This is a genomic window from Vibrio sp. JCM 18905 (assembly GCF_055393305.1).
The window spans coordinates 843,458-869,007 of the sequence record NZ_AP043880.1; the positions used below are offsets into that span (position 1 = coordinate 843,458).

24 protein-coding genes are annotated in these 25,550 nt (G+C 44.6%); 18 read left to right on the forward strand and 6 right to left on the reverse strand.

The features are described from left to right. The first annotated feature begins 96 nt into the window (after nucleotides 1-96). Nucleotides 97-1,476, forward strand: a complete 1,380-nt coding sequence (radA, locus tag ACZ5ZC_RS20610; RefSeq protein ID WP_012841458.1) for a DNA repair protein RadA — start codon at nucleotides 97-99, stop codon at nucleotides 1,474-1,476. A 215-nt stretch (nucleotides 1,477-1,691) separates the two neighbouring features. Then, nucleotides 1,692-3,782 (forward strand): elongation factor G, encoded by a 2,091-nt coding sequence (gene fusA / locus ACZ5ZC_RS20615; RefSeq protein ID WP_012841459.1) that lies wholly within the window; start codon nucleotides 1,692-1,694, stop codon nucleotides 3,780-3,782. Nucleotides 3,783-3,900: 118 nt separating this feature from the next. On the opposite strand, the gene ACZ5ZC_RS20620 is transcribed toward fusA, so the two are convergent. Beyond that, nucleotides 3,901-4,851: a LysR substrate-binding domain-containing protein gene (locus tag ACZ5ZC_RS20620; protein WP_464932240.1), complete on the reverse strand. Its 951-nt coding sequence runs from the start codon at nucleotides 4,849-4,851 to the stop codon at nucleotides 3,901-3,903. Nucleotides 4,852-4,949: 98 nt separating this feature from the next. Between ACZ5ZC_RS20620 and ACZ5ZC_RS20625 the strand changes: the two genes are divergently transcribed. Next, the gene (locus tag ACZ5ZC_RS20625) at nucleotides 4,950-5,159 is read left to right on the forward strand and encodes a DUF1127 domain-containing protein (protein WP_054867144.1); all 210 of its coding nucleotides are present in this window, start codon (nucleotides 4,950-4,952) and stop codon (nucleotides 5,157-5,159) included. Between the two features lie 68 nt (nucleotides 5,160-5,227). On the opposite strand, the gene ACZ5ZC_RS20630 is transcribed toward ACZ5ZC_RS20625, so the two are convergent. Further along, nucleotides 5,228-6,919, reverse strand: coding sequence for an AMP-binding protein (locus tag ACZ5ZC_RS20630; RefSeq protein ID WP_186437875.1), 1,692 nt, complete (start codon nucleotides 6,917-6,919; stop codon nucleotides 5,228-5,230). Between the two features lie 148 nt (nucleotides 6,920-7,067). Next, entirely contained in the window at nucleotides 7,068-7,793 is a 726-nt protein-coding gene (locus ACZ5ZC_RS20635) for a helix-turn-helix domain-containing protein (protein ID WP_054867145.1), read from the reverse strand. A gap of 330 nt (nucleotides 7,794-8,123) precedes the next feature. Between ACZ5ZC_RS20635 and ACZ5ZC_RS20640 the strand changes: the two genes are divergently transcribed. The 14 genes from ACZ5ZC_RS20640 to ACZ5ZC_RS20705 all read left to right on the forward strand — a co-directional run bounded on the left by ACZ5ZC_RS20640 (nucleotide 8,124) and on the right by ACZ5ZC_RS20705 (nucleotide 20,548). After that, the gene (locus ACZ5ZC_RS20640) at nucleotides 8,124-8,297 is read left to right on the forward strand and encodes a Flp family type IVb pilin (protein ID WP_031781043.1); all 174 of its coding nucleotides are present in this window, start codon (nucleotides 8,124-8,126) and stop codon (nucleotides 8,295-8,297) included. After that, a complete protein-coding gene (locus ACZ5ZC_RS20645; RefSeq protein ID WP_041852894.1) occupies nucleotides 8,297-8,785 on the forward strand; it encodes an A24 family peptidase in 489 nt (162 codons plus the stop codon). Before ACZ5ZC_RS20640 ends, ACZ5ZC_RS20645 begins: the two co-directional genes overlap by 1 nt. A gap of 61 nt (nucleotides 8,786-8,846) precedes the next feature. Further along, on the forward strand, nucleotides 8,847-10,160 hold the full coding sequence (locus ACZ5ZC_RS20650) for a hypothetical protein (RefSeq protein WP_006742388.1): 1,314 nt from the start codon (nucleotides 8,847-8,849) through the stop codon (nucleotides 10,158-10,160). 13 nt (nucleotides 10,161-10,173) lie between these two features. Beyond that, on the forward strand, nucleotides 10,174-10,929 hold the full coding sequence (gene cpaB / locus ACZ5ZC_RS20655; protein ID WP_006742389.1) for a Flp pilus assembly protein CpaB: 756 nt from the start codon (nucleotides 10,174-10,176) through the stop codon (nucleotides 10,927-10,929). 7 nt (nucleotides 10,930-10,936) lie between these two features. Then, complete coding sequence (locus tag ACZ5ZC_RS20660; RefSeq protein ID WP_006742390.1) at nucleotides 10,937-12,400, forward strand: type II and III secretion system protein family protein; 1,464 nt, start codon at nucleotides 10,937-10,939, stop codon at nucleotides 12,398-12,400. 13 nt (nucleotides 12,401-12,413) lie between these two features. Next, the gene (locus ACZ5ZC_RS20665; RefSeq protein WP_012841463.1) at nucleotides 12,414-12,638 is read left to right on the forward strand and encodes a hypothetical protein; all 225 of its coding nucleotides are present in this window, start codon (nucleotides 12,414-12,416) and stop codon (nucleotides 12,636-12,638) included. Nucleotides 12,639-12,663: 25 nt separating this feature from the next. After that, the gene (locus tag ACZ5ZC_RS20670; RefSeq protein WP_048625933.1) at nucleotides 12,664-13,932 is read left to right on the forward strand and encodes a pilus assembly protein TadG-related protein; all 1,269 of its coding nucleotides are present in this window, start codon (nucleotides 12,664-12,666) and stop codon (nucleotides 13,930-13,932) included. A 1-nt stretch (nucleotide 13,933) separates the two neighbouring features. Continuing rightward, on the forward strand, nucleotides 13,934-14,398 hold the full coding sequence (locus tag ACZ5ZC_RS20675; protein ID WP_048625932.1) for a TadE/TadG family type IV pilus assembly protein: 465 nt from the start codon (nucleotides 13,934-13,936) through the stop codon (nucleotides 14,396-14,398). Beyond that, a complete protein-coding gene (locus ACZ5ZC_RS20680; RefSeq protein WP_041852895.1) occupies nucleotides 14,395-14,913 on the forward strand; it encodes a TadE/TadG family type IV pilus assembly protein in 519 nt (172 codons plus the stop codon). Before ACZ5ZC_RS20675 ends, ACZ5ZC_RS20680 begins: the two co-directional genes overlap by 4 nt. Before the next feature lie 12 nt (nucleotides 14,914-14,925). Next, nucleotides 14,926-16,134, forward strand: a complete 1,209-nt coding sequence (locus tag ACZ5ZC_RS20685) for an AAA family ATPase (RefSeq protein ID WP_048625931.1) — start codon at nucleotides 14,926-14,928, stop codon at nucleotides 16,132-16,134. Nucleotides 16,135-16,146: 12 nt separating this feature from the next. Next, complete coding sequence (locus ACZ5ZC_RS20690) at nucleotides 16,147-17,592, forward strand: CpaF family protein (protein ID WP_006742393.1); 1,446 nt, start codon at nucleotides 16,147-16,149, stop codon at nucleotides 17,590-17,592. Between the two features lie 9 nt (nucleotides 17,593-17,601). After that, nucleotides 17,602-18,570: a type II secretion system F family protein gene (locus tag ACZ5ZC_RS20695; protein WP_464932241.1), complete on the forward strand. Its 969-nt coding sequence runs from the start codon at nucleotides 17,602-17,604 to the stop codon at nucleotides 18,568-18,570. Between the two features lie 2 nt (nucleotides 18,571-18,572). Next, a complete protein-coding gene (locus ACZ5ZC_RS20700) occupies nucleotides 18,573-19,514 on the forward strand; it encodes a type II secretion system F family protein (protein ID WP_047008928.1) in 942 nt (313 codons plus the stop codon). Nucleotides 19,515-19,534: 20 nt separating this feature from the next. Further along, on the forward strand, nucleotides 19,535-20,548 hold the full coding sequence (locus tag ACZ5ZC_RS20705; protein ID WP_006742396.1) for a tetratricopeptide repeat protein: 1,014 nt from the start codon (nucleotides 19,535-19,537) through the stop codon (nucleotides 20,546-20,548). Between the two features lie 102 nt (nucleotides 20,549-20,650). Here ACZ5ZC_RS20705 and ACZ5ZC_RS20710 read toward each other — a convergent pair whose 3' ends face one another. Then, a complete protein-coding gene (locus tag ACZ5ZC_RS20710; protein ID WP_464932242.1) occupies nucleotides 20,651-21,766 on the reverse strand; it encodes a phosphatase PAP2 family protein in 1,116 nt (371 codons plus the stop codon). A gap of 100 nt (nucleotides 21,767-21,866) precedes the next feature. Beyond that, nucleotides 21,867-23,006, reverse strand: a complete 1,140-nt coding sequence (gene chrA / locus ACZ5ZC_RS20715) for a chromate efflux transporter (protein WP_464932243.1) — start codon at nucleotides 23,004-23,006, stop codon at nucleotides 21,867-21,869. 112 nt (nucleotides 23,007-23,118) lie between these two features. Here chrA and ACZ5ZC_RS20720 point away from each other — a divergent pair, with 112 nt between their 5' ends. Beyond that, entirely contained in the window at nucleotides 23,119-24,039 is a 921-nt protein-coding gene (locus ACZ5ZC_RS20720; protein ID WP_374081891.1) for a LysR family transcriptional regulator, read from the forward strand. Between the two features lie 47 nt (nucleotides 24,040-24,086). Here ACZ5ZC_RS20720 and ACZ5ZC_RS20725 read toward each other — a convergent pair whose 3' ends face one another. Beyond that, entirely contained in the window at nucleotides 24,087-25,520 is a 1,434-nt protein-coding gene (locus tag ACZ5ZC_RS20725; protein ID WP_464932244.1) for an amino acid permease, read from the reverse strand. Nucleotides 25,521-25,550 lie beyond the last annotated feature (30 nt).

The window sequence follows — 25,550 nt, forward strand, 5'->3', positions numbered from 1 at the left end:
CTAAGCGAAGTAAAACTTAAGTATATCAATAGTTCATTTCAGTTAAGGTCTGACTTGGCTGTGCTTAGTCACATTTGTAGAAAAAATCGAGGCATCATGGCGAAAGCAAAACGAGCGTATGTTTGTAATGATTGTGGCGCGGATTTTCCCCGTTGGCAGGGGCAGTGTAACGCATGTGGTTCGTGGAATACGATAACAGAAGTCCGTATTGCAGCATCGCCAACGGTTGCTCGTAATGAACGTTTATCCGGTTACGCGGGTTCCGCAACAGAAGCAACAGTTCAAACGTTATCCGAAATTGATCTGCAGGAAGTGCCACGCTTCACCAGTGGGTTTAAAGAACTTGACCGCGTATTAGGTGGGGGCGTTGTACCCGGCGCTGCTATTTTGATTGGTGGTAACCCTGGCGCTGGTAAATCCACCTTGCTGCTGCAAACCATGTGTAGTTTGTCTGCGCAAATGCCAACGCTCTATGTAACAGGTGAAGAATCGTTGCAGCAGGTGGCGATGCGTGCTTCTCGACTAGGCTTGCCGAAAGATCATTTAAAAATGCTATCGGAAACGAACGTCGACAAAATTTGCCAAATTGCCGAAAAAGAGCAACCTCGCATTATGGTGATTGACTCGATTCAGGTAATGCACGTTTCAGATGTTCAATCGTCACCGGGCAGTGTTGCTCAAGTACGTGAATCTGCGACAGCTCTGACACGATACGCAAAACAGAATAACGTCGCGGTATTTATTGTTGGTCACGTAACAAAAGATGGTACCCTTGCGGGCCCTAAAGTTCTTGAGCACATTATAGACTGTTCAGTGCTGCTTGATGGTGGTACTGATAGCCGCTTTCGCACATTGCGTAGTCATAAAAACCGCTTTGGCGCTGTGAACGAGCTCGGTGTTTTTGCAATGACAGGCCAAGGGTTGAAAGAAGTGAGTAACCCATCCGCGATTTTCCTTTCTCGTGGTGAAGAAGAAACATCTGGTTCTTCTGTTATGGTGGTTTGGGAAGGTACGCGTCCTCTATTAGTAGAGATTCAAGCGTTGGTGGATTACTCGCAATTGGCAAACCCTCGCCGTGTTGCGGTCGGTTTGGAGCAGAACCGCTTATCACTTTTGCTCGCTGTGTTGCATAAGCATGGTGGCTTACAAATGGCAGACCAAGATGTCTTTGTTAATGTGGTTGGCGGTGTTAAGGTGACGGAGACGAGTGCCGATCTTGCGTTAGTTATGGCGCTTTTATCGAGTTTTCGTGACCGTCCACTTCCCAAAGATGTGGTTATTTTTGGTGAGGTCGGGCTTGCAGGCGAAATCCGTCCTGTGCCAAGTGGGCAAGAACGTTTGAATGAAGCGTTCAAACATGGTTTCAAGAAAGCCATTGTGCCTGCAGCCAACATGCCGAAAGGCGGCATTCCTGGCATGCAAATTCACGGCGTTAAGAAATTGTCGGAAGCCATAGAGGCTTTTGACGAGCTGTAATGCTCATAAGAATGGTATTTGTGGAATCACAAACTGTTCTATCCGTCCTCAATAAAATGCGAATAAAGTACATAAATTGCTGTGTTTGACTATGCTTTGGGGACGGAAATTTCACGTTAAAATTTTTTTTCTTCCATCCGCACGCAAGGGTATCAGTATTGACAGAATGTGATATACTCTGCGCGCACTTTATACCTTATTAACAGAGTAAGACAATGACTGATTTATCAAAATACAGAAACATTGGTATTTTTGCTCACGTAGACGCGGGTAAAACTACCTCTACAGAGCGTATCCTAAAGCTAACTGGTAAGATCCATAAGATCGGTGATACACACGACGGTTCAACTACAACTGACTTCATGGAGCAGGAAGCTGAACGTGGTATCACAATCCAGTCTGCAGCAACAACTTGTTTCTGGAACGATCACCGTCTAAACATCATCGATACTCCTGGACACGTTGACTTCACTATCGAAGTTTACCGTTCTCTAAAAGTACTTGACGGTGGTATCGGTGTATTCTGTGGTTCTGGTGGTGTTGAGCCTCAGTCAGAAACTAACTGGCGTTACGCTGACGAATCACACGTATCACGTCTGATCTTCGTTAACAAACTAGACCGTATGGGCGCAGATTTCTACAAAGTTGTAGATCAAGTACAAAACGTACTAGGTGCTACACCTCTAGTTATGACTCTACCTATCGGTATCGAAGAAGATTTCGTAGGTGTTGTAGACGTACTAAGCCAACAAGCTTACGTATGGGATGAGTCTGGCCAGCCAGAGAACTACGAAGTTCAAGATATTCCAGCAGACATGGTAGAAAAAGCTGCTGAATACCGTGAAATGCTAATCGAAACTGCTCTAGAGCAAGACGAAGATCTAATGATGGCTTACCTAGAAGAAGGCGAAGAGCCATCTCTAGAAGACATCAAACGTTGTATCCGTAAAGGTACTCGTGATCTAGCATTCTTCCCAACTTACTGTGGTTCAGCGTACAAGAACAAAGGTATCCAACTTATTCTTGACGCGGTAATTGATTACCTACCATCTCCAACAGAAGTTGATCCACAGCCTCTAACTGATTCAGAGACTGGTGAGCCAACTGGTGAAGTTGCGACTGTATCTGCAGACGAGCCACTACGTGCGCTTGCATTTAAGATCATGGACGACCGTTTTGGTGCTCTAACCTTTATCCGCATCTACTCTGGTAAGATGAAGAAAGGTGACACAGTACTTAACTCTGCAACTGGTAAAACAGAGCGTATCGGCCGTATGGTTGAGATGCACGCAGACGAGCGTAACGAGATCGATTCAGCACAAGCTGGTGACATCATCGCTGTAGTTGGTATGAAGAACGTTCAAACTGGTCACACTCTATGTGATCCTAAGCACGAATGTACTCTTGAGCCAATGATCTTCCCAGATCCAGTAATCTCTATCGCAGTTAAGCCTAAAGATAAAGGCGGTTCTGAGAAGATGGGTATCGCGATCGGTAAAATGGTTGCAGAAGATCCATCATTCCAAGTTGAGACTGATGAAGATTCAGGCGAAACTATCCTGAAAGGTATGGGTGAACTTCACCTAGACATCAAGGTAGATATCCTTAAGCGTACTTACGGCGTTGAGCTAGAAGTTGGTGCTCCACAGGTTGCTTACCGTGAAACTATCACTCAAGCAATCGAAGACAGCTACACGCACAAGAAACAGTCTGGTGGTTCTGGTCAGTTCGGTAAGATCGATTACCGCATCAAACCAGGTGAGCCAAACTCTGGCTTCACGTTCAAGTCAACAGTTGTTGGTGGTAACGTACCTAAAGAATTCTGGCCTGCAGTTGAGAAAGGCTTTGCGTCAATGATGGAGCACGGTGTTCTAGCTGGCTTCCCAACTCTAGACGTTGAAGTTGAACTATTCGACGGTGGTTTCCACGCAGTTGACTCTTCAGCAATCGCTTACGAAATCGCTGCTAAAGGCGCATTCCGTCAGTCTATGCCTAAAGCTGGCGCGCAACTTCTTGAACCAATCATGAAAGTTGACGTGTTCACTCCAGAAGATCACGTTGGTGACGTAATCGGTGACCTTAACCGTCGTCGTGGTATGATCAAAGACCAACAAGCTGCGTCTACTGGCGTACGTATCAAGGGTGATGTACCTTTATCAGAAATGTTTGGTTACATCGGTACTCTACGTACAATGACTTCTGGTCGTGGTCAGTTCTCTATGGAGTTCTCACACTACGCACCATGTCCAGCAAACGTTGCTGAGCAAGTAATTGCTGACGTTAAAGAGCGTAACGCTAAGAAGTAATTCTTAAGTTAACTCTATAACTTGAAAGCCCCGCCTAGTGCGGGGCTTTTTGTATCTAACCGCTTACACACAGCGCGTTTTTGTTTCGCTGATATACGCCTTTGGTGTTGTTTACCGATTATTCTGAAGCTGAGCCAGTATTACTAACATTGAGGTCGATGGTTTTAAAATCTTGTATCACTGACTTTTCAAATGTTTCTATTTCTTCTCTCAACCATTGTGCGAACAATTGGGCTTTAGGTCTCTTTAAGTAGCCTTTTGGAGCGCACAGGTAATACGCAAATTTGGGTTTAATGGCTATATCACCAATTCGGACCAGTTTGCCTGAACGAAAATATTGATGAGCTAAACTGTGTTTGACGAGCGCTACGCCTTGTAGTGATAACGCGGCTTCTAACACTAAGTGTGAGCCACTGTATTTTAAAGCAGGCTTTGCCGCTGAATGACCAAGTCTCGCTAACCACATGTTCCAGTCCAGATCTGGCCAAACGTCTTCGATGAGCTCTGCTTTGCTTAAATCTTCAATGCGATAGATGCCGTGCTCTTTCTGATATACAGGGTGACAGGCAGGGTAAAAAGCTTCATCCATTAGCCATTGTGATTCTAAATTAGGGTATTTTCCTAAACCGTAACGGACACACAAATCGATCTGACTATCTTGAAAAGACACCAAATCATTGGTTGGTTCTAATAGTAAGGCGATATCAGGGTGACGCTGACGAAAAGCCGTAATTTTCGGGACTAACCAATGGTGAGCGAAAGAGGGGAGTGTTGATATCGAAAGGTGGTTAGGATTAGGATCTTGATTAACCAATCTCACCCCTTGCTGCAAATGAGCAAACCCTCTTTCAGCCTGAGTAAACAGCAGCTCTCCCTCAGGTGTGAGCACGATTTTTCTGTGCTGGCGAACAAATAAGTCCGTTCCTAAAAACTCTTCAAGATGACGAATTTGCTGACTAATGGCAGCTGGCGTAACAAACAATTCTTTTGCCGCTGTTTTAAAGCTTCCTTCCTTTGCTGCAACGAAGAAGTAATACAAGCCCTGTAAGGGAGGCATTCGATCTTTCACATTAGTTTTCCTTAACTCAATGGCAGATTCTATCGTTTGAGGATATCAGCCTAGTCGCTGATTATTAAGTGGTCAACATTGTTATAGGAGTTGGTTACATGGAAAACATGACACACATTTGTGAGCGCACTTTATCAGCTGACCATCAGACCGGATTACAGTTAATTTATTCTAAACTTGCTAGTTGGAGAAGAAACTACAAGACACGTCGTCACTTGAGAGAGTTACCAGAACATCTTTGGGACGATATAGGATTAGATGAAAAGGAGATTAATAGTGAAGTGAGGAAGCCGTTTTGGAGAGAGTAGTTTATGAGTTTGATTCAAGCTCAGAATTAAACTGCACTCCCCAATGATATTGAGGAGTGCAGACAAGGCTATAAGTCTTCTTCCCACACAACCAATTCACCTTTCGGCCAGTTGTGACCAATTTCATGATACTTTTGCTCAAGCACATGACGTTTAATTTTGAGTGTTGGCGTCAATACGCCATTTTCAATGCTCCAAGGCTCTTTAATCATTAATACGCCTTTGATTTGCTCATGAGAGGCGAGTTCTTGATTCATTTTTGCAATGACTTTGCGGGTGGTTCGTGCGTACCGCTCTCGATCAAAGTTAGGAAAATCATGTGGCACAACCAAAAGAATCGGGGCTGGTAGCCCTAAACCGATTAGACACATCATCTCTACGCGACTGTATTCGAAAAGTTTTTTCTCGATAGGAACTGGAGAGACAAACTTACCTTTGGCGGTTTTAAAGTTATCTTTTTTACGGCCTTGAATGGTTAGGTAACCATCTGAGTCGATAGAGCCGATATCGCCTGTGTGTAGCCAGCCCTCTGAATCAAAAGACTCTTGGGTGGCAATGTCATTTTTGTAGTAGCCAGAAAATAGCCCTTTGCCACGCACCATGATTTCATCATCGTCAGCGATTTTTAACTCAATACCTGGTCCAGCATTACCGACACTACCAATTTTGTCAGCTCTAAATGGGTAGTTGAGCGTGCTATAAGCAAATGATTCTGTCATGCCCCAAGCTTCAGTAATATTGAGTCCTACAGAGTGGTACCATTCCAGCAGTGCTGGTGATACCGGGGCAGAGCCACAGCCTAATACTCGAGCCTGATCCAACCCCAATCCTTCTGCGAGCTTTTTCTTGATCAGAGAATTGACGAATGGGATTTTCAATAGAATGTTGAGCTTCTTCTGTGGAAGTTTGTCTTGAATACGTTGTTGGAATAGCGTCCATAATCGCGGGACTGAGATAAACAGAGTCGGGCGGTGCATTTTTACATCTTCGATAAAGGTATCCAATGATTCTGGAAATGCTGTTGGTACACCACCCATGATGGATGAGCCAAAAATGTAGACGCGCTCTGTAATATGAGCCAAAGGTAAGTAAGAAAATAGACGATCATTTTCTTGAATACCGATATGGTTTATCAGTTGTTGTACGGACCAGTTAAACGCTCCGTAGGTCAGCATTGCACCTTTCGGTAATCCTGACGTACCTGAGGTATACACCAAAGACATTAGCTTATCGTCGTAGTGCTGTGGACGTTCTTCACTTGGCATTGCATCGGCAATGAGTGCTTGGTATTCATACTGACATTTTGGTGCAGTATCGTAGGGGAGCGCGATACTAATGAGTTCCGGCATTGCATCAATGACTTGCTGGGTTGCATTAGGATCATCGAGTTTTCCGCCAATGAGCGCTTTACTTTCACTATGAGTCACACAGTATTCGATGGTGTCCGCGCCGGCGGTAGGAAAGATTGGCACACTGACATAATCGCCAAGCATCATCGCAAGATCGCAAATAAACCACTCTGCACAGTTTTTAGATACTAATGCTACTTTGTCACCAGGTTGTACTCCGAGGTTGCGTAGTGCACTGACGAGTTTTAAAGCTTGATCGGCAACATCAGCGAACGTGTATTCAACAAATTGTCGGTTAATAATTTGCTTTAGGTAGACCTCATTTGGGCGCTCTTGAGCCCATTTGAGAATCATTTCATTTGGTGGTGGGAGAGCGCAACCAGCAGCGCTGTTTAGATTCGGCTGATTCATTTTTAGTGACTCCATGTCTTCTCGTTGTATTTATAATTGTTAACGCATTGTTAACTTTAGCATGTTAAATAACGACACGGGAATGCATTTTGATGAAATATGTGGGGAGGATAGCGTTAGTTACCCCTAAAGTCGGTACTAATAGCACCTAAAACTGTTGCCGATAATTCGCTGGGGACAGGCCTGTTTTTTTCTTAAAAATTCGAGAAAAGTAAGAGACATCTCGGTATCCACATTGATAAGCAATATAGGCAATTTTCATGGATTCATTTTCAACGAGCATTTTCTTTGCTAATGAAATGCGTTTTGCAGTGACATAATCACGAAAGCACATACCAACTTTGCGATGGAATACTTTGGAAAAGTAGTTCGGTGAGTAGTGACAAAGCGCAGCTGCTTCCTCTTCCCTTAGGTCTTTATGGACATTATTGGCGATGTAATGAACCACGTCAGAAAAATTCGACTTTCCGCTTCGATTAAAGAGTTTATCGACCGAAATTTGTTCTTCGTCGACCTTGCTGTGCAAAAAGTATTTCAATTTTATCTGTGATAGCCAAATCGGGAGGGTGATTTCATTCAACGTATAATATTCCGCACAAATATGCTTTGGCGGTAAGTGAGGCTCGATATCGGTTGGATGTATAACGATCAGTTTTTTGTCGAGATTTTCACAGAGCGTGATGACGCCTTTCAGGTGCTCTCGATGATCGCAAGTCATGTAGTAGAAGAAATAGCTGTGTTCTTTATCGCTAAGCACAGAGATATCTTTGCTACAGTCCATAATCTCAAAGCTCTTATCAAACTCACAGCGAAGTGATTCCGGCAGCGAGCAAAGAGTCTCTCCAATCCAATAAGCTTTGGTCAGTCTATCCATATGAATCCCGCTCAGTACGTACTACACCAACGTTAGTATGTATTGAGGTCAGTCGAGCCTCATTCCTTGAGCTTCAGACCTCACCCTTTCGTTTATTAAGCTTAGGCTTATATAGTCATACTGCAAGTGTGAAAGGTGTCACATAGTTGGTGGTGATGTGTCTCGTTATTGATACATTTTGATTCTGAAGCGCAGGTAGGCAAGAAAGTACCAACCTTTGGCAAAAAAGTCCTAACCCCCCTAATTCTCGGTGACTAATGTTTAAGCATGATTCAGGTGCACATGAGACCTGTATCATTAATCGCGAGATACGTTAAAGGGGATAATCATATGGATAACTTTCGCAATCTAATCAAGGACTTCATGGAAGATGAAGAGGGGCTAACACTTTTAGAGTACATTCTAGGTGCGGCGTTAATTGTTACAGCGTTCTTGACTTCAGGCTTCTGGACGACTTTGTCTAACAAGTTTACTTCAGTAGCTGGTCGTATCAGCAGCTCGTAATGGTTAGCGAGTTAGTTATTTGGTCATTGCTTATTGCGATTGGAGTATCAGACGCTCAGAAACACAGAATACCAAACAAAGCGGTGCTTATGCTTTTGGTTGCTGTTACTGCAAACGTAATTTACAACCCAGCAACAAGTGGCTTGGATCATTTATATGGTGGGTTGGTTGCGTTTGCAGTGTGTTTCGCGCTGTATCTGTTCAAAGTAATGGCTGGAGGAGACGTTAAGTTGCTCGCCGTCATAGGGGCATGGCTGGGTCTGAGTAACCTTGGGGAAGCGTCTACTGGAATAATACTTGCTGGAGGCATCGTGGGCATTTTTTATCTAATGTTACACGTGTCATCGACTAGTGTTGCTCTATCACACCAGATAAAAGGGTATTGCTTAGAAAAAGTAACACCAGGCTTTAGGTCTAATAAGCCGTTAGTCATTCCTTTCGCGCCGATAATCGTAATTGGATTAGCTTATTTCTCCTACACCCATTAAATAATAATAAAAAATGGCATGCAGCATCAGTTGACTAGGCAACTTCAAGAGGGGAAGTGTGATGGGCTCTGTGTATTGGGAAAAACTCGTGCCACAAATAAATCCACCAAAGGTGCCTTCGTCTGTCGAGGGTCTTGGCGTGCCGTCTTCAGTTGTTGAAAACCTAGTGTTGAAACATCTGTCTGCCTATCCCAAATGTGACTTAATCGAATTAACGCAACGGCTTTGTATTGTTTCGAATATTGTCGAGCTTGCTTTGGCGCAGTTAAGAAAGCGAAGTTGGGTAGAAGTTTATCAGCCAGCATCAGACAAGCTGAGTACGTCGTATTCCAACGTGCGCTACAGTTTAACTGAGCTTGGGCTTGCAGAAGCAGACATTGCGTATAGAAAAGATCCGTATATCGGTCCTGTTCCCGTCTCTTTGGAAGAATATTGGACGGTTGTTGAGGGACAAGATCTTCGCAAGCATCCTATTAATCGCAATGATGTTGAGCGAGCGCTGTCTGACGTGTTTGGTTCGGATCATTTGATACCCGTTTTAGGACCAGCCATTAACTCGGGGCGGGCTTTGTTGCTGTATGGTCATGCGGGTACCGGTAAAAGCTACGTCGCATCAAGAGTGCTCAATGCAATGAACACTTCGGTATTCATTCCTTATGCCGTATATGCCGATGGCAACATCATCAAAGTGTTCTCAGAGCATCATCACCGTCGTTTAGACAACTCCCATTCTCAGGTTTTCGTTAAGTTGGAAACGCATTACGACAAACGCTGGGTTCTTTGTGAAAGACCAAACATTCAAGTGGGCGGTGAGCTGACATTGGATATGCTTGAGGTAAACCACAGCGAGCATAATCGTGTATGGATTGCGCCACTGCAAATGATGGCTAACAACGGAATCTTGGTGATTGATGACCTTGGTCGTCAGTCAATGCCTGTTGATGCCCTGCTAAACAGATGGATCGTTCCAATGGAGTACTTATTTGACCACCTAGCTTTGCCAAATGGTCAACAAGTCACGGTGCCGTTTATGCTCACTCTGGCATTCTCCTCCAACTTTGCACCAAGCAAAATTGCAGACCCCGCTTTTTTACGTCGTTTGGGTTACAAGATCGAGTTTACACCGCTTGGTTTGACAGATTATCAAGCGCTTTGGGTTTCGCTTGCTAAAGATTACCAAATGACGCTTGTGCCTGAGTTTTTCGATACGTTAAGTCAGTTACATCGCGACAATGATGTCGCCAACTACCCTTGTTTACCAAAAGACTTACTCGGTATTAGCCGCGATATTTTGGTGTTCGAAGGGAAAGAGAAGGTCGTCTCATCAGACATTTTAACCCGTGCCTGGGGACTGTACTTCACAGTGGATGAATAGGGAGATCTAAATTATGAGTCGGACTCAAGTCATCATGTTGCTGTTGCTCTCCATTGTTTTCGGCCTTGCCGCCGTTTTGATCGCTAAACAATGGATGGATGGCAGAAACCAACCAACTGTCGAGTTAGAAGAGGTCGAAAGACACCCAGTTTTAGTTGCCGCCATGGAACTAGAGCCAGGGACCATTCTATCTGAGAAACATTTGTCTACTAAGCTCATGGAAGTGGATTGGATAGACGATGAAACGCTAAAAGTACAAGAACAGGCATTGGGAAGAATTGTTGCCAATACCATTTATGCGGGCGAGCTGGTTAACTCGAATCGTCTTGCATTGCCCGGTGAGGGCGCGACACTTGCTGCTTTAATTCCTGAAAACAAACGAGCAATCACCATTCGTGTTAATGACGTTATCGGTGTGGCCGGGTTCTTGTTGCCGGGCAATAAGGTCGATGTATTGAATACCGTGAGTTATGGACAAGGTAAAAACGCCACAACAAAAACGGTGCTTAAAAACATCAACGTTCTTGCGGTCGACCAAACAGCCAAAACCAATGATAACAAACCCGTTATTGTGCGTGCGGTGACTTTAGAAGTAACACCGAAAGAGGCAGAAAAGCTCCTATCGGCGAACAGCAAAGGCGACATTCAACTTGCTCTACGCAACCCTCATGAAGTGGATAAACCTGTTGTAGCAAGAAAATACACGCCACGACCTAGTGTGACCATTATTAAGGGATCTCAGGCATCCAGTGTCCGAGTCAGCAATTAGGTGAATTATGAAAACAATAATATTACTCGTTAGCCAGTTACTTTTTGTCAGCTTGTCTGTTAACGCAGCCACGGTGCAGTCAGGAAAAGTTGTGACCGTTGCGCATCACCAATCAACCCAATTGATGATATCCGGCCAAGCGAAGAAAGTGACGTTAGGGGATCCAGAAGTCTTGGATATTTTAGTGCTCAGATCGAACGAGCTGTTTCTTATTGGTAAGAAGTTAGGTACCACGAATGTGTCGGTGTGGGATCGCCGAGGCCGGTTAATTGAGCAGTTTAACGTGGAAGTCACGCATGATCTAAACACGCTTAAGTCGAAGCTTTATCAGTTCTTGCCGGATGAAAATATCGAAGTGCACAGTGCGCAAGAAAAAGTGGTACTTAGAGGCTTGGTCAGCAGTCAGCAAAACATGGACACTGCGGTCAAAATTGCTGAAACCTTCGCTTTGGGTGAAGCGGCAGATGAAGAAGATGACAGCTCTAAAGATGATGACAGCATGGTGATCAATCTACTTTCTATTGGCGGGGCTCAACAGGTGACACTAGAAGTGACCGTTGCCGAAGTGCAGCGCACACTAGTAAGACGCTTTGACTCAAACTTCCACTTTTTCCAAAGAAGTGGAGACTTTACCTGGGGTGGTACGACTGCTGGTGGCGGTATTGATGGCATTGGACCGATTTTGAACGTCCCAACAGTCGAAGATTTCGGTTTTCTTGGGTCGTTTATCGATAGTAATACCTTGTTTACCTTCGCACTTGATGTGGCGAAACAAAATGGTGTGGCGAAAGTGTTGGCAGAGCCTAGCCTTACCGCATTAAGTGGTACGCAAGCCGAGTTTGTCGCTGGTGGTGAATTCCCAATTCCAGTACCAAATGAAGATGGTATTACCATCGATTATAAAGAGTACGGTGTTCAACTCGACTTCGTTCCGTTTATTTTGAGTGATAAGAGAATCAACCTCAAATTGAACGTCAATGTGAGTGAAATCTCCAACTCAGGTGTGCTGACGTTTAATCCAAACGAAGTGAATGCCACGTTCTTTATTCCGCCAATCACCAAACGAAGTGCTGGCACGACGATTGAGCTGGCTGATGGTCAAACCATTGGTATTGCAGGCTTATTGAGTGAAAACGCACGTAATGTCGCGGATGGCATACCTGGAGCGAGTGATTTACCTGTATTGGGACGCTTGTTCAAGAGTGAAGAATTTACCTCAGGGGAAACAGAACTTGTCATTCTGGTCACCCCTCGATTAGCAACCCCAATCGATCGACGTCGAATCACACTTCCAACGGATGGCTTTGTGGCTCCGAACGATGTGGAGTTCTATTTGCTTGGTAAAGGTGCTGAGTTGGATTTCGATAGATACCAGCTAAACGACATCAGCGAAGAAGATACTAACAACAACTTTATTCAATACGGTTCGTCAGAAGGTGGCTCTGAGGGCAAGTTTGGGCACAGTCTATAAGTGGGAGAGCAAGATGAAAAGCATAATGATAATGACCATTTGTTTCACATCATTCGGCTTGTTTGGCTGTGCGAATGACCCCGAGCTTGGTATCTCGGTTAGCCAGTTGCGCGCTGAACAAACTCTTAATCCAGAAGCGTGGTATGAGAATTTGGGTTATTTACCGGAAGGTAGTGGTGAGCGTACACAAGTTAGCTTAGAGGTATATAACAACAACGGGGTAGCCAAAGATGAGTAAGTGATATGTTCACTTAGGAGGGGCTATGCGAAGGAATATGCATATAGCACCAAGGCGAACCCAGAAAGGGATTACCTTAGTGTTGATAAGCTTGGTTTTATTGATTCTACTGGGCGTTGCGGCGTTTGGTATTGATTTAAACCACCAAGTTCTTAATAAAACACGTTTACAGAATGCGGTCGATACTGCGGCCCTTGCAGGTGCTGTCGTTGCTGATAAGACAGAGGATGTGAATCAGGCTGAAACCGCAGTGAGAACAACGCTTAGTGGAATATCAACCGAGCCTGGAAATTCTGAGCTGACGTTTAGTGACAGTAATACAGCGGTGACATTCTCGCATGATATGCAGACGTTTGTAAGTGCAGCAAGTTTTACACCGCCATTGGGGGAGTACGATATTTATGTCCGCGTAGCGGTCACCGATATTAGCCTAACGCAGTATCTGAGTGGTTTGTTTGGGATTGATAAAGAGGTCTCTGCGAGTGCGGTTGCAGGGCGGAGTGCGGCGATTGCATATACGTGTAATTTAACGCCAATCGCCATGTGTGGTGATCCTGCTGGTGATGTGAGTGATGCATGGGGGTATCGTCCGCCGGGTTACGACCCTAATGTAGATATGGATCCTTCTCTAGTGCATGAGCTGAAAGTCGGGGATCAGAATAACACCGATATGGGGCCCGGGAACTTTCAGTTACTCGATTTTGGGCAAGAAACGGGTAATAGTGGTGCAGCCTTAGTTCGTGATGCATTGTCTGGTGCTTACAACGGTTGCGCCTCAATTGGCGATACCGTTACGACTAAACCAGGTAATAGTGCAGGTCCAGTTGCACAGGGACTGAATGTGAGGCTCAACGACTTTTCGGGACCGATTAAAAATGACGGAACGGTTTTACCAGACAAATACGTGAGAGAGCCCGATGTTTTGGCTGAGACCGATGCGGAGTACGCAGGTGACCTGTATTACGCCAACTATCGTCAGGAGCTAAGCTCTTGTGAAAGCGGTGGTGCTTGTGATGGCAGTAGTTATACCGGTGATGGTGGTCTGAACGGACGCCGTATTTTGCGTATCCCTATCGTAGATTGTACGGCCTCGACAGGTAAGTCTGATTTTGATGTTTTGGGCTTTGGTTGCTTCTTTTTACTACAAAAAGTCAGTAACTCAGGTCAATCATCAGTATTTGGGCAATTTCTTTATGATTGTTTAATTAATAACGGTTCTACTGGCACGGATCCGACAGATAAAGGCTTCTACCGTATCCATCTATACAAAGATCCGTTTAGCGGGGCCTCTTGATATGTTGTATTCAAATAGAAAGCATCAAAGGCCAAATATTTGCAGTCAACAAGGGCTGGCAATCATAGAGTTTATTCTCGCCTTGCCAGTGCTATTGATGCTAACCGTTTTAGTGATCGATGTGAGCCGAGCTTTTATTCAGTATACCGAGGTCAATAAAGCGCTGCAGAATGGGGCAAGGTATGCCGTCGTTGATACGTACGGCACGTTGAACTTTGAGTCAATTGCTGACGAAACCAGCATCAAGAATGTCGTTGTGTATGGAAGCCCAATTGCCTCTACTACACCTGTGATAGACCATATCAGTGTGGATGATATTGTCATTACCCAACCAACGAGTACCAATAAGGTGGTCACTCTATCGGCGACTTACAATTACGTGCCGATATTCTCGACCTTACCTTTTTCGACCACTTCTTTGCAATTTAGCATTGGGGCGACCACGTCTATGAGGACAGGCCCATGAAACGATTGATAACGAAACAAAAAGGAGTGACGCAGCTTGAGTTCTCGGTCATCGCTTTGGCCGTTATATTAGTCCTGTTTTTGATCATCGAGTTTGCGATCTATTTCTTTTCGGTGCAAATGGTCAATGAGGTAACACGAAGAGCTGCGAGGCTTGCTACCGTGTGCTATATCGCTGATAGGGATGACATTCCTAACTTACCAGCTGTATCAGATCTCTATCCATCAGGCTTTTCTGCGAGTAATTTACAGATAGATTATCTTGATGAAGCTGGTGCAAGTGTTGATGTATCAGGCTTTCTTTCTACCCCTCCAGCGTCTAATGACGTATTAAATGCGCAGTTTTCTCAAATTAAATATGTTCGAGCAAGAGCGGTGAATTATACTTTTCAGTTTTTTGTTTTAGCTGCTTTAATTAATGCAGTAGGGAGTACTCCAGCTTTTGAAACTATATTGCCTGCAGAGAGTTTAGGAATACTTAGACCCGAAGGGACCAATGTCATTACGGATTGCTAATGGAGTAGCTTTATGTTGAAACCAGTTAAAATAAATGAAGAAACATATAAAAGTTTAAAAACTAACTTGATAGTTTGGATAGTTTATTCTACGTCAAACTTTAAAATTCATATTGCTGATGAATTATCCGGATGTGTCAATCTAAATATTGATTGGATAGAGCTAGAGTCTTTTAATTTAGACTTTGTGAAAAATAAGCAAATTCCCGATCTTATTTATATTGAAACCGGTGAAAGTTGGGCGCAGAAAGTGGCTCATGTGTACTCTAGTGACAGTAGCTTACAGCATAATCACACCGCTTTGATTGTCTTTGGTGATGAAAACGATACCGCATCTCTCAAAATGGCGTTGAGGCTTGGCGCAACAGACTATTTGTCGCGTTCTGTTGATCTTGGTGAGCTTTATCCGCTATTAAAATCGACCGCGGATGAAAAGATTGCCAATAAACAAATGGGCGATTTAACTTTATTTATCAATACAAAAGGTGGTTCGGGTGCAACAACACTGGCGATCAACACCGCGATAGAACTGTCAAGTTACGCGAAGAGTAAAGTATTGCTCATTGACTTAGATATGCAGTTTAGTGATGCGGCCGATTATTTAAACTGTAAGCCAAAATACAATATTAATGATGTGATTGATTCTGTTAATGATTTGGATGAGTTATCACTAGAAGGTCTCGTATATCAACATCCTTCAGGTTTGAATTATTTGTGCTTTAACCAAAATGATACCAAGGATAATCATAAACACGCAGTTCAAGTCAGTAAGTTATTACCTATTCTGAGACAGTTTTACTCACATATTATTGTGGATTTGTCTCATGGTGTTGAGCATGTTTATCAACAAATTGTTTCTCCGGCTACGCATATCTTTTTAATTATGCAGCAGAATGTTACTTCGGTTAAGCATGCTGTCAGCTACATACGTTCTTTAGAATTAGACTATGGTTTAAGTAGTCATCAGGTTGAACTGATTGTTAATCGTTTTGAAAAGAAATCAACAATATCTTTGAAAGACATTGAAAATGCAGTTAGTGGACATGCGATACATTTAGTACCTAATAATTTTGCTATTGCTATCGAGAGCGCTAATTTGGGTAACCCAATTGTTCAATCTAAGAAAAATAGTGCGCTGAAAGCTTCTTTGGCTGAAATATCGCACTTATTAGAAAGTCCGACCAAAGAGAATCAAAGTTGGATCAAAAAACTATTTTCTTAGTAAGGGGGAGTTATGTTTTTCAAACGGAAAGGCGTCGGGAGTTCTTTCAATTCCGTAGATGAAACAAAAGAATCCAAAGTTGTGAATGTCGAGTTGGCAAAATCTGACGAAGATACGTCAGATGAGCAAAGGGCTTTATCGCCTGTTGAAGCCAAGATGAAAGCGATCGAGGAGCAGAAAAAACAGCTAGAACAAGATCTCTCGATCAAACACTACTATCACAAAAAGCTACTGGATACCTTGGATCTCGGGCTTCTATCGCACTTGCAAGAAGATCGCGCGAAAGAGGAGTTACGCGAAGCGGTCGTTCAGCTCATTGCTGAAGATCAAACACACCCGTTGAGCTCTGAAGCTCGCAATCGCGTAATCCATCAAATTGAAGATGAAGTGTTTGGTCTAGGGCCGCTGGAACCGCTGCTTGAAGACCCAACGATCTCTGATATCTTGGTCAATGGTCCGAAAAATATCTTTGTCGAACGTTTTGGTAAGCTCGAGAAAACGCCACATACCTTCTTAGATGAGCGCCATCTGCGCAACATCATTGACCGCATTGTTAGCCAGGTTGGACGAAGAATCGATGAAGCATCACCAATGGTGGATGCTCGACTCAAAGATGGTTCGCGTTTCAATGCGATTATTCCTCCTCTTGCCATTGATGGCCCTTCCGTTTCTATTCGACGTTTTGCAGTTGAACGTTTGAATATGGATAACCTATTAGAGCTTGGTTCGTTATCTCCAGAGATGGCGAAGTTTCTCAATGCTGCGGTTGTGGGGGAAATGAATATCCTGATATCTGGTGGTACAGGCTCTGGTAAAACAACCACGCTGAATATTTTGTCGGGCTTCATTCCAAGTGATCAACGTATTGTGACCATTGAGGATTCGGCAGAGTTACAACTCCAACAACCACATATTATTCGCTTAGAAACACGTCCTTCTAACATCGAGGGTAAAGGCGAAATATCTCAGCGCGATTTAGTGAAAAACTCGCTACGTATGCGTCCTGACCGGATAGTTGTTGGTGAGGTTCGTGGCTCAGAAGCGGTGGATATGTTATCGGCAATGAACACGGGTCATGATGGGTCGCTGGCCACCATTCACGCGAACACACCAAGGGATGCGTTGAGCCGTATTGAGAATATGTTCTCGATGGCGGGTTGGAATGTGTCGACCAAAAACTTGAGAGCGCAGATTGCCTCCGCCATCAATATTGTCGTGCAAATGGATCGCCAAGAAGACGGTAAACGCCGCATGGTCAGTGTACAAGAAATCAATGGCATGGAAGGCGACGTTATCACCATGTCGGAGATCTTCACCTTCCAAAGAAGAGGGGTCGATCAAGAAGGCAATGTGTTAGGTGATTACATGGCAACAGGGATTGTACCAAGCTGTCATGACCAATTAGTAAAACGAGGCTTAGACGTACCATTTGAAATATTCAATGAAAAAGCCCGTTAGGAGATTGCTATGGATAGTCAATTCCCCCTTTTTCTTGTGCTGCTTTTTTTGTCCGTATTCTTTATTAGCCAGGCGTTAATTCTGCCTTCTGCGGGTAAAAAGGTTAAGCATAAGCAGTTAATTAAGCGGATACACGAAAGCCATAAACACATCGATCAAGAGAGTATTTCCCTACTAAGGGAAAACTCGCTCAAAAACCTTTCTCCATTAGAGCGATGGCTTGTGAGGTTCAGCCTATTCGATAACTTTAAGAAGAAATTGGAATTGGCTGGGATACACATGGGGTTCAGTCGGTTTATTTTTCTCACCTTCCTCGGTGGGGTTGCGGTTGGGCTATTTCTGTTCTTATTCGGGCAAGTCTGGTACCTCTGTGCCGGTGTTGCTGTCGCTTGTTGGGTGTCGGTTTACTTCTACCTACAGAAAAGAATTGCAGATCGTTTAATGAAGTTCGAAGAGCAACTGCCAGAGGCGCTCGATATCATTAAGCGAGTACTACAGGCCGGTCAGCCAATTACACAAGCGTTTGGGGAAGTAGGCAGAGAGGTCAGTGCGCCGCTTGGCCCTGAGTTCATGAATACCTTTAACTTACTCAACTATGGTTATGACCTCCGCTTGGCGATTATGCAAATGTCGGAAAGAACCCCTACGGTATCCATGCTTGCTTTCTCGAGTGCGGTGTTACTGCAAAAAGAAACGGGTGGTAACTTAGTCGAAAACATTGAAAAGCTCTCTCATATCCTACGTGCTCGTTTCAAACTCGCTCGAAAAATCAAAACCATTTCTGCGGAATCTCGAATGTCGGCATGGGTATTAGTATTAGCGCCTTTTGGGTTGTACGTCATCATTTCACTCGTTCGGCCTGAGTATATTGAGCTGCTTCATACGCACCCAATGGGGATCAAAATGGTGATTGTTGGGATGGTGGCCTTATTTATCGGCACGCTGTGGATTCGTAAAATCGTCAATATTGAGGTGTAGCTATGGAAAGCATTCAAGGATGGTTAAACGGTTTTGCTGTCGGCCAAGAGACGTTACTCATGGGGTTGATCCTCATCACCACCGTGTTGGTGGTGATGACGCTAGGATCGATAATTATTGGGGTTAATTCGCCAATTAAAAGAAAGTTAGCCGAACTGTCTGGCGACAAAAAAGAAGTCTCTCACCACAACAAAAAAATGGCTGACACATTGGAGTCATTAGCGCCTTTAACTTCGCCAACCAGTGAAAAAGAGCGCCAAACGACACGCAATAAACTGATGCATGCTGGGTTTCATGAAAGCAATGCATTGTCGATGTTTTATGCCATTAAATCGGTCACAACAATACTAGGTGTGATGGTGGCGGCACTGGTGTATTTCTCGATTCCGGAATCTAAATATCTTTACACCTACATGGCGTTATCCGTATTTATTGGGCTTCTGATTCCTGATTTTATTTTGCGCCGAATGGTCAACAAGCGTCAGCAAGCGATTCGTGCAGGTGTGCCCGACATGCTCGATTTGCTGGTGGTTTGTACCGAGTCAGGGCTTGGCTTTAATGCGGCTTTGCGCCGCGTTGCAGACGAGTTGGTTATCTCTCACCCAGAGCTTGCCGATGAAATCGACACGGTGTGCAACAAAATTAAAGCGGGTAAACCAATGCCTGAAGCCTTAAGAGAGCTAGTATTAAGGACAGGGTTAGAAGAATTGATGGGGCTGGTGAGCATGCTTAGCCACGCCTCTCGAATAGGTGGGAGCTTAGTCAACTCCTTGCGTGAGTATACCGAAGACTATAGGGATAAGCGTCAACAAGCAGCAGAAGAAATTGCTGCAAAAATCCCAGTCAAAATGATGTTTCCAATGGTGCTGTTTATTTGGCCATGTTTTTTCATCGTGGCTATTGGACCTGCGTTAATTTCATTGGCTGAGGCATTTTCTAATTAAAAAGCAAAATAGGGATCGTTATGTGGATTAAGAAATACGTCATCATCTCGTTGTTGGTGCTTACCGCATGTTCAACAACTGAACAGTCATCAGACTTCGATTCAACGCTGTACTCAGGTAAGCCCGTTGAGTCACTCACCAATGATGAACCTCCAAAAACAGAGGAGGAGGCAATCTCTCGAGGGGATATTGCATTAAGCAATAAAAATGTCGACTTAGCGTTGTATGAATACATTCGCTCGCTCTCTTTTCCTAACGCGGTCCATAAAGACAAAACCTTATACACCGTGGGGCGCATCCATTTGGCAAGAGAGAATTCAGAACTTGCGGATAAATCATTTCGAGCATCTTTAGCAGAGAACCCTGATCACATTGGTTCCCTCACAGAACTTGGCACTCTATATACGAAACGTGGCGAAAAGGACGTTGGGAAAAGCTACTACATACGCGCTTTGAATGCTGACCAAATTCGCATGGATGGCGATCCTATTATCACTAAAGACAACATTACTGCAGAGAGCGTTGCAACATATCGCTATGATGATAAATCACCTGTCTCTGCTTACTCCGGTCTAGGTGTGCTTTACGACATTCGTGGCGACCACGATATTGCGCAGGCATTAATTAGAAAAGCGTTGGATATTGATTCAAGAAACGTCAACGCTTTAGTCAGCCTAGGCTATTCCTACTACATGGAAAAAGCTTATTCAAAAGCGGCGCACTTTACTCAAGCTGCGCTGAGCATTAAGCCGGGGGATGAAAAGGGAATCAATAACTTGGGTCTCATTGCACTGGCAAAAGATCAACCACGACAAGCTCTGAGTATTTTTAGTCGACACATGACAGAGCCGGAAGCACTCAATAATGTTGGTTACTTCTTGATCCTTCAAGGCAAACCAGGCGAGGCGATTCCTTATCTACAACAGGCTATTGATAAGAATCCTGCCTACTATGAACTGGCAAATAAAAACTTAGAGCGAGCATTAGCAATGGTAAGAGAGCGAGGGGATACCTCTACCGCGCTTCTCCAATAACTTCACAGTCTATTTAAAAAGAAAGCCACTCAGCAAGATAGAGTGGCTTTTTCATTTTTGGGGGAGTAGTGCCGTTGTAAAATTGTTTATTCAATTAGCCGTTCATTCGCTTCTTTCAGGGTAAGAAGCATAGCGCCGCAAAGCCCAACCAACTATCTTCCATAACATCACCGTCAAGAGTGTTGCGAGGTAGCCATCAATCGCATAATGCCAGGCTAAATGTACCGAACCGATTTGAATGATGACGGCGAAAGCGTAAGCAAAGTAGCCGATGGTTTTGTTGAGTCTATAAATTGATAGCGCCATCAAAACAGCAATGGAAACGTGCAAACTCGGCATTGCTGAAATGCCAGAGCCAATACCATTGGCATTCGCGATGTACTCATCCCAAAGATATTGCTGTGTAGGCAATGCCCACAATTGCCCAGCGTCCACATTGGTAAGATATTGGCTTTGGGCTTCGAGCGTTTTCATCAGAGGAACAAACTGTTCATCTCCAGTGATAAGCTCCACGTAGCAAGGACCTGCTGAAGAAAGTAACGTGGCGAAGAAGACACCAAGAATCATCCAAGACAATGCGAACGTGAGTAAAAATTGTTGCCTTACCAACGGGTATTTTTTGTAGATAAGGAAAAAGATGAGTATACCCCACATACAAAAAAACCATGCGTTGTAGGCAACGTTTAGCGTCAGTGAGGCCCAAGCATTGGAGAATAATGCATGGGTCAATTCCCAAGGTGCAACGCCGAAGTGCAACAGCGTATCAATATTCGCAAAGGTTAGATCCCATTTAAAAGGATTGATGATTGGAATAAGCGATTTCAAAAATGTGTGGTTAGAGAAAATCAGGTTAAGTGCCATCATCGAAACAAACACTGATACAGGGCGGTGCAGTGGAAAAATAAGATGTTTCAGTTTTCGTATGAAGCGCTTTGCTGGCTGTTTTTCTTTGCGCAGTATGAGATAGAAATAATAATAGATACACCAGCTTAAGCCTGTGACATACAAAGCTTGCATGAGCGTTTCAAGGTAAGTGGTAAAAGAGTAATCAATAGGGAAATCGAGATATAAAGAACAAAGATAAATGACAGCAGTCGAGATAAAGCAATAGGTGTAGAAAATCTTATCGATCAATAACTCGTTCTTCACAGACTGGAGCCAAGTCGCTGCTTTTTGCTGCCAACTTACGTTGATCTGGTAATTGTTGTCTTGTTCCATCGACGATCCGTCATCTCTATCCTTCCAATGTCATTAAGCTTAGTTGAGAAAACGGGCACTTGTATTTAAGTGCCCGCTAAGAGTTTGTCGTTTAAGATTTTTACATCATGCCCGTGACAAGGCCTGCCGCCACAAAAAACACGATCATCCACAGCACCGAAAGGTTGAGTTTTTTATGTAGATAGAAACCCGCGATCACTAACGCCATGTCGATGGGAGCAACAACTGCGCTGCTAAATACTGGCTGGTAAAGTGCCGCGAGTAGCAACCCTACTACCGAGGCGTTTACACCGTTGATGGCACCAGAGACCAACGGTTTGCCTGCCAGTGCTTGCCAGTTTTTAAGAACGCCAAGCAGTAAAAGAAACCCTGGGAGGAATACGCCAAGCGTTGCGATCAGTGCACCTAAAATTGGCGTATCCGAAAGCTCATAACCGATAAAAGTTGCAAAGGTGAACATTGGCCCCGGTACAGCTTGTGCAGCGGCGTAGCCTGTTAAAAATGCATCTTGGCTGAGCTGGTCACCAATAATGTTTTGCAGAAGCGGCAGCACCACATGGCCGCCACCAAACACTAAGCTACCAGCTTGGAAAAAATCACTAAACAGCCCAAGCATAGGCAACGTATGAGCCACTAACGGTAAGCCGAGTAAAAGTACCGCAAATAGAGTCAATGGCGCGATAGACGGTTTAAACGGCTTGGCTGATGGCGCGGAGTCTTTCTTCAGATATCGCATGCCGACAAAACCTGCTACGAGCAGCACGAGCATTTGCGTCATGATGCTTGGTGCAACCAGCAACGCAATCGCAGTCGCGACGCACAAACCCGCGGTCAGTTTACTTTGGCAGAAGTTTTTGTACATGCCCCAGGTTGCATCTGCCACGACCACGACTGCGAGCAGTTTTAGGCCGTGAACGATGTTTTGAAACACAGCGGTGTCGGTGATTTGGCTGCTCACCATCGCCAGTGCCAACATGATGATCACCGAAGGAAGCGTGAATCCGACAAATGCTGCGCATGCGCCACCTAAACCGCCACGTTTATAGCCTAAAGCAAAGCCAACTTGGCTTGAGCCCGGTCCCGGCAAAAACTGACTGAGTGCGACAATTTGCGCGTACTCGCTGTCATCAAGCCATTTCAGTTTCTCAACAAAGGTTTGGCGAAAATAACCAATATGAGCCGCCGGGCCGCCGAAGCTGAACCAACCTAGCCAGAAAAAAGTTTTGAAGATGGTGAACATGTCGAGCCTGTTTATCTAAAAAGCATTGTTGCTAATTTATCGAATGCTCTAAAATGACTCAAATTGATAAATTTAATTTCATCTATGAATGAAATGGGATAAAGGTGTTGAGGTGAAAGAGGACATTCAGTGGCGCAACATTGACTTGAACTTATTGGTGACGTTTTCCTACTTGTATCGACATCGAAGCGTTAGCGTCGCGGCAGAGAAAAGTTACGTTAGCCAGTCGGCGATGAGTCATAGTTTGTCTCGTTTAAGGTTGTTGTTTGACGACCCGCTTTTTGAGCGAAAAGGACACAAGATGGAGCCCACCGAGCACGCTCACCACATCGCGCCAACCGTGCATCATTTGCTGGACTCTATCGCCAAAGACTTGCTCACTAAGTCTGCTTTCCAACCTGAAAATTACGCGGGTGTATGTCGCATCGGATTAACGGATTATGCCGAGTTTATCTTTGCTCCTCGGCTTTATGACGAAATACGCCAGCGCGCACCAGAGGCGCAGATCAGTTTTATTAACGTCAATCGTAGCAACTACGTGGCATTAACTGAGCACGAAAAGCTCGACGTCATTATTGGCAGCATGCCGGTGTTGGATGACAACTTTGAGAGCTTGTACTTGTACACGGAAAAACACGTGTGTATGTGTGATAAACAGGTATTGAAAGGGGAAACACAGCTGTCTCTGGAAGCGTTCGCGAACATAGAGCAAGCTCTGGTAAGTCCCGATGGGAGCTTAAAGACACAAGTAGACCAAAAGCTCGCAGAACATGGCTTGAGCCGTAAAGTCACCGTGGCGTCGCGCAACTTTCTCACTATTCGGCATTTATTGAAAAAGCGCGATCTCATTGCCATCGTGCCAGAAAAAATGGCGTTGGCGGAGGGCTTTTCGGACGATCTCATTACTGTTAAGCCGCCGCTCGCTGTTGCGGATTTTGATATTGCCATGCTGTGGCATTCCAGCCGAAACAATGAAGAAAAAGGGATTTGGCTACGCGAGTTGGTTTCTTCGACCATCACCTCTCACATATAAAAAGGGCACCAAAGGGTGCCCAGAATGTTTGTCATTGAGAGTCTGTGTTATACCGCTTGCGAAGCTGGCGCGGCCTCTTTTATACGCTCTTCCTGATTCAATGATTTTTCGTATTGGCTGTACTTCCACCAAGCAAAGCCAAGGAAAATCACGATACCGCCAACGTTGTAGAAAATGATGGTCATGATGTCGGCCCCAGTAGGGAAGGTCGATGCTAAGAAACCAACCGTAAAGATAGCGATCAGTACCGATACGGTAGCGATGCCCATTTTGCGTGAGCCCATTTTGAAATCACGCTCGACGTGATCCAGTTTCAAGCGCAGATTCAGGTAAGCCAGCATGATGAACAGCGGTGGCAGCATGGATGCCGCCGCGGTCATGTTGATCACGGTGTTCATCAGATCTTGAGCGGTGTTAGAACCTAATGTTGGGATGATCATCAATGGGATAACGATAAGGAACTGATACCAAGCTGCGCGAGCTGGCACGCCGTTTTCGTTCAGCTCTACGGTTTTCTTACCAAAAATGCCTTCTGGAATCTCAGAGAAGAAGATTTTCACTGGCGTTGCTGTCCACATCAGTAGAGAGCCAAACATAGCGGTAAAGGATACCAAGCCTACGAAGCGGTTCATCAATATTTCTGGCAAACCAAAGTACGCAGCCAAACCTTCAAATACTTGTACCGAGCCGCCCGTGTATTTTAGGGTTTCGCTAGGAACAAATACGTTAATCAAAACAGACGCAACTGAGTAAAGCACGCCGATAAAGATACCTGCGATGATGATGACTTTAACGAACGATTTCGAGCCGCCTTTCACATCGTTTACGTAAACCGCGACCGATTCCGCACCGCCTGCCGCCATAAAGATCCATGTAGTAATGCCTAAAAATGCCCAGCTGAAATCAGGGATCATCGCTTCTACAGTAATTGGATCAGCTGGTTCTACGCCGCCGAGCAACGCTGCGCCAGCCAGTAAAATGTACGACATTGTCAGTAGCAGCATGAGGGAGGAGGTCACCGACGTAATTGGCCCCAACATTTTCGCGCCGTTTGTCGATACGTAGGTCGCAAACGCAAACAAAATCATACTGAGCACGGTAGTGGTGAATGGCGTCAGAATGTATTCATAGCCCAAGAACGCGTAAGACGCATAAGCGATAACACGCGGCAGCAAAGACGTGAAGAAGAATAGGTTAACGAACCAGTAAGTGTAGGCAGAGATAAACGCCCAGCGACCGCCAAGTGAGCTTTTTACCCATGCGTAGACCCCCGCTTCAGAATCTTTATTCAGAGATACGAATTCTGCGATGATCAAACAGAAAGGGATGAAATAAAAAATGGTCGCCAGAAAGAACATTGGCGCAGACGCTAGACCGATCTCGATGTTGTTATTGATTACGTTATTAAAGCTAAATACTGCAGCAAAGGTGAGGGACAATAACCCGAATTTGCCTATCGTATTACGTTTGGATTCAGACATGTTCTATCTCCGGTGAATCACGTTGGAATT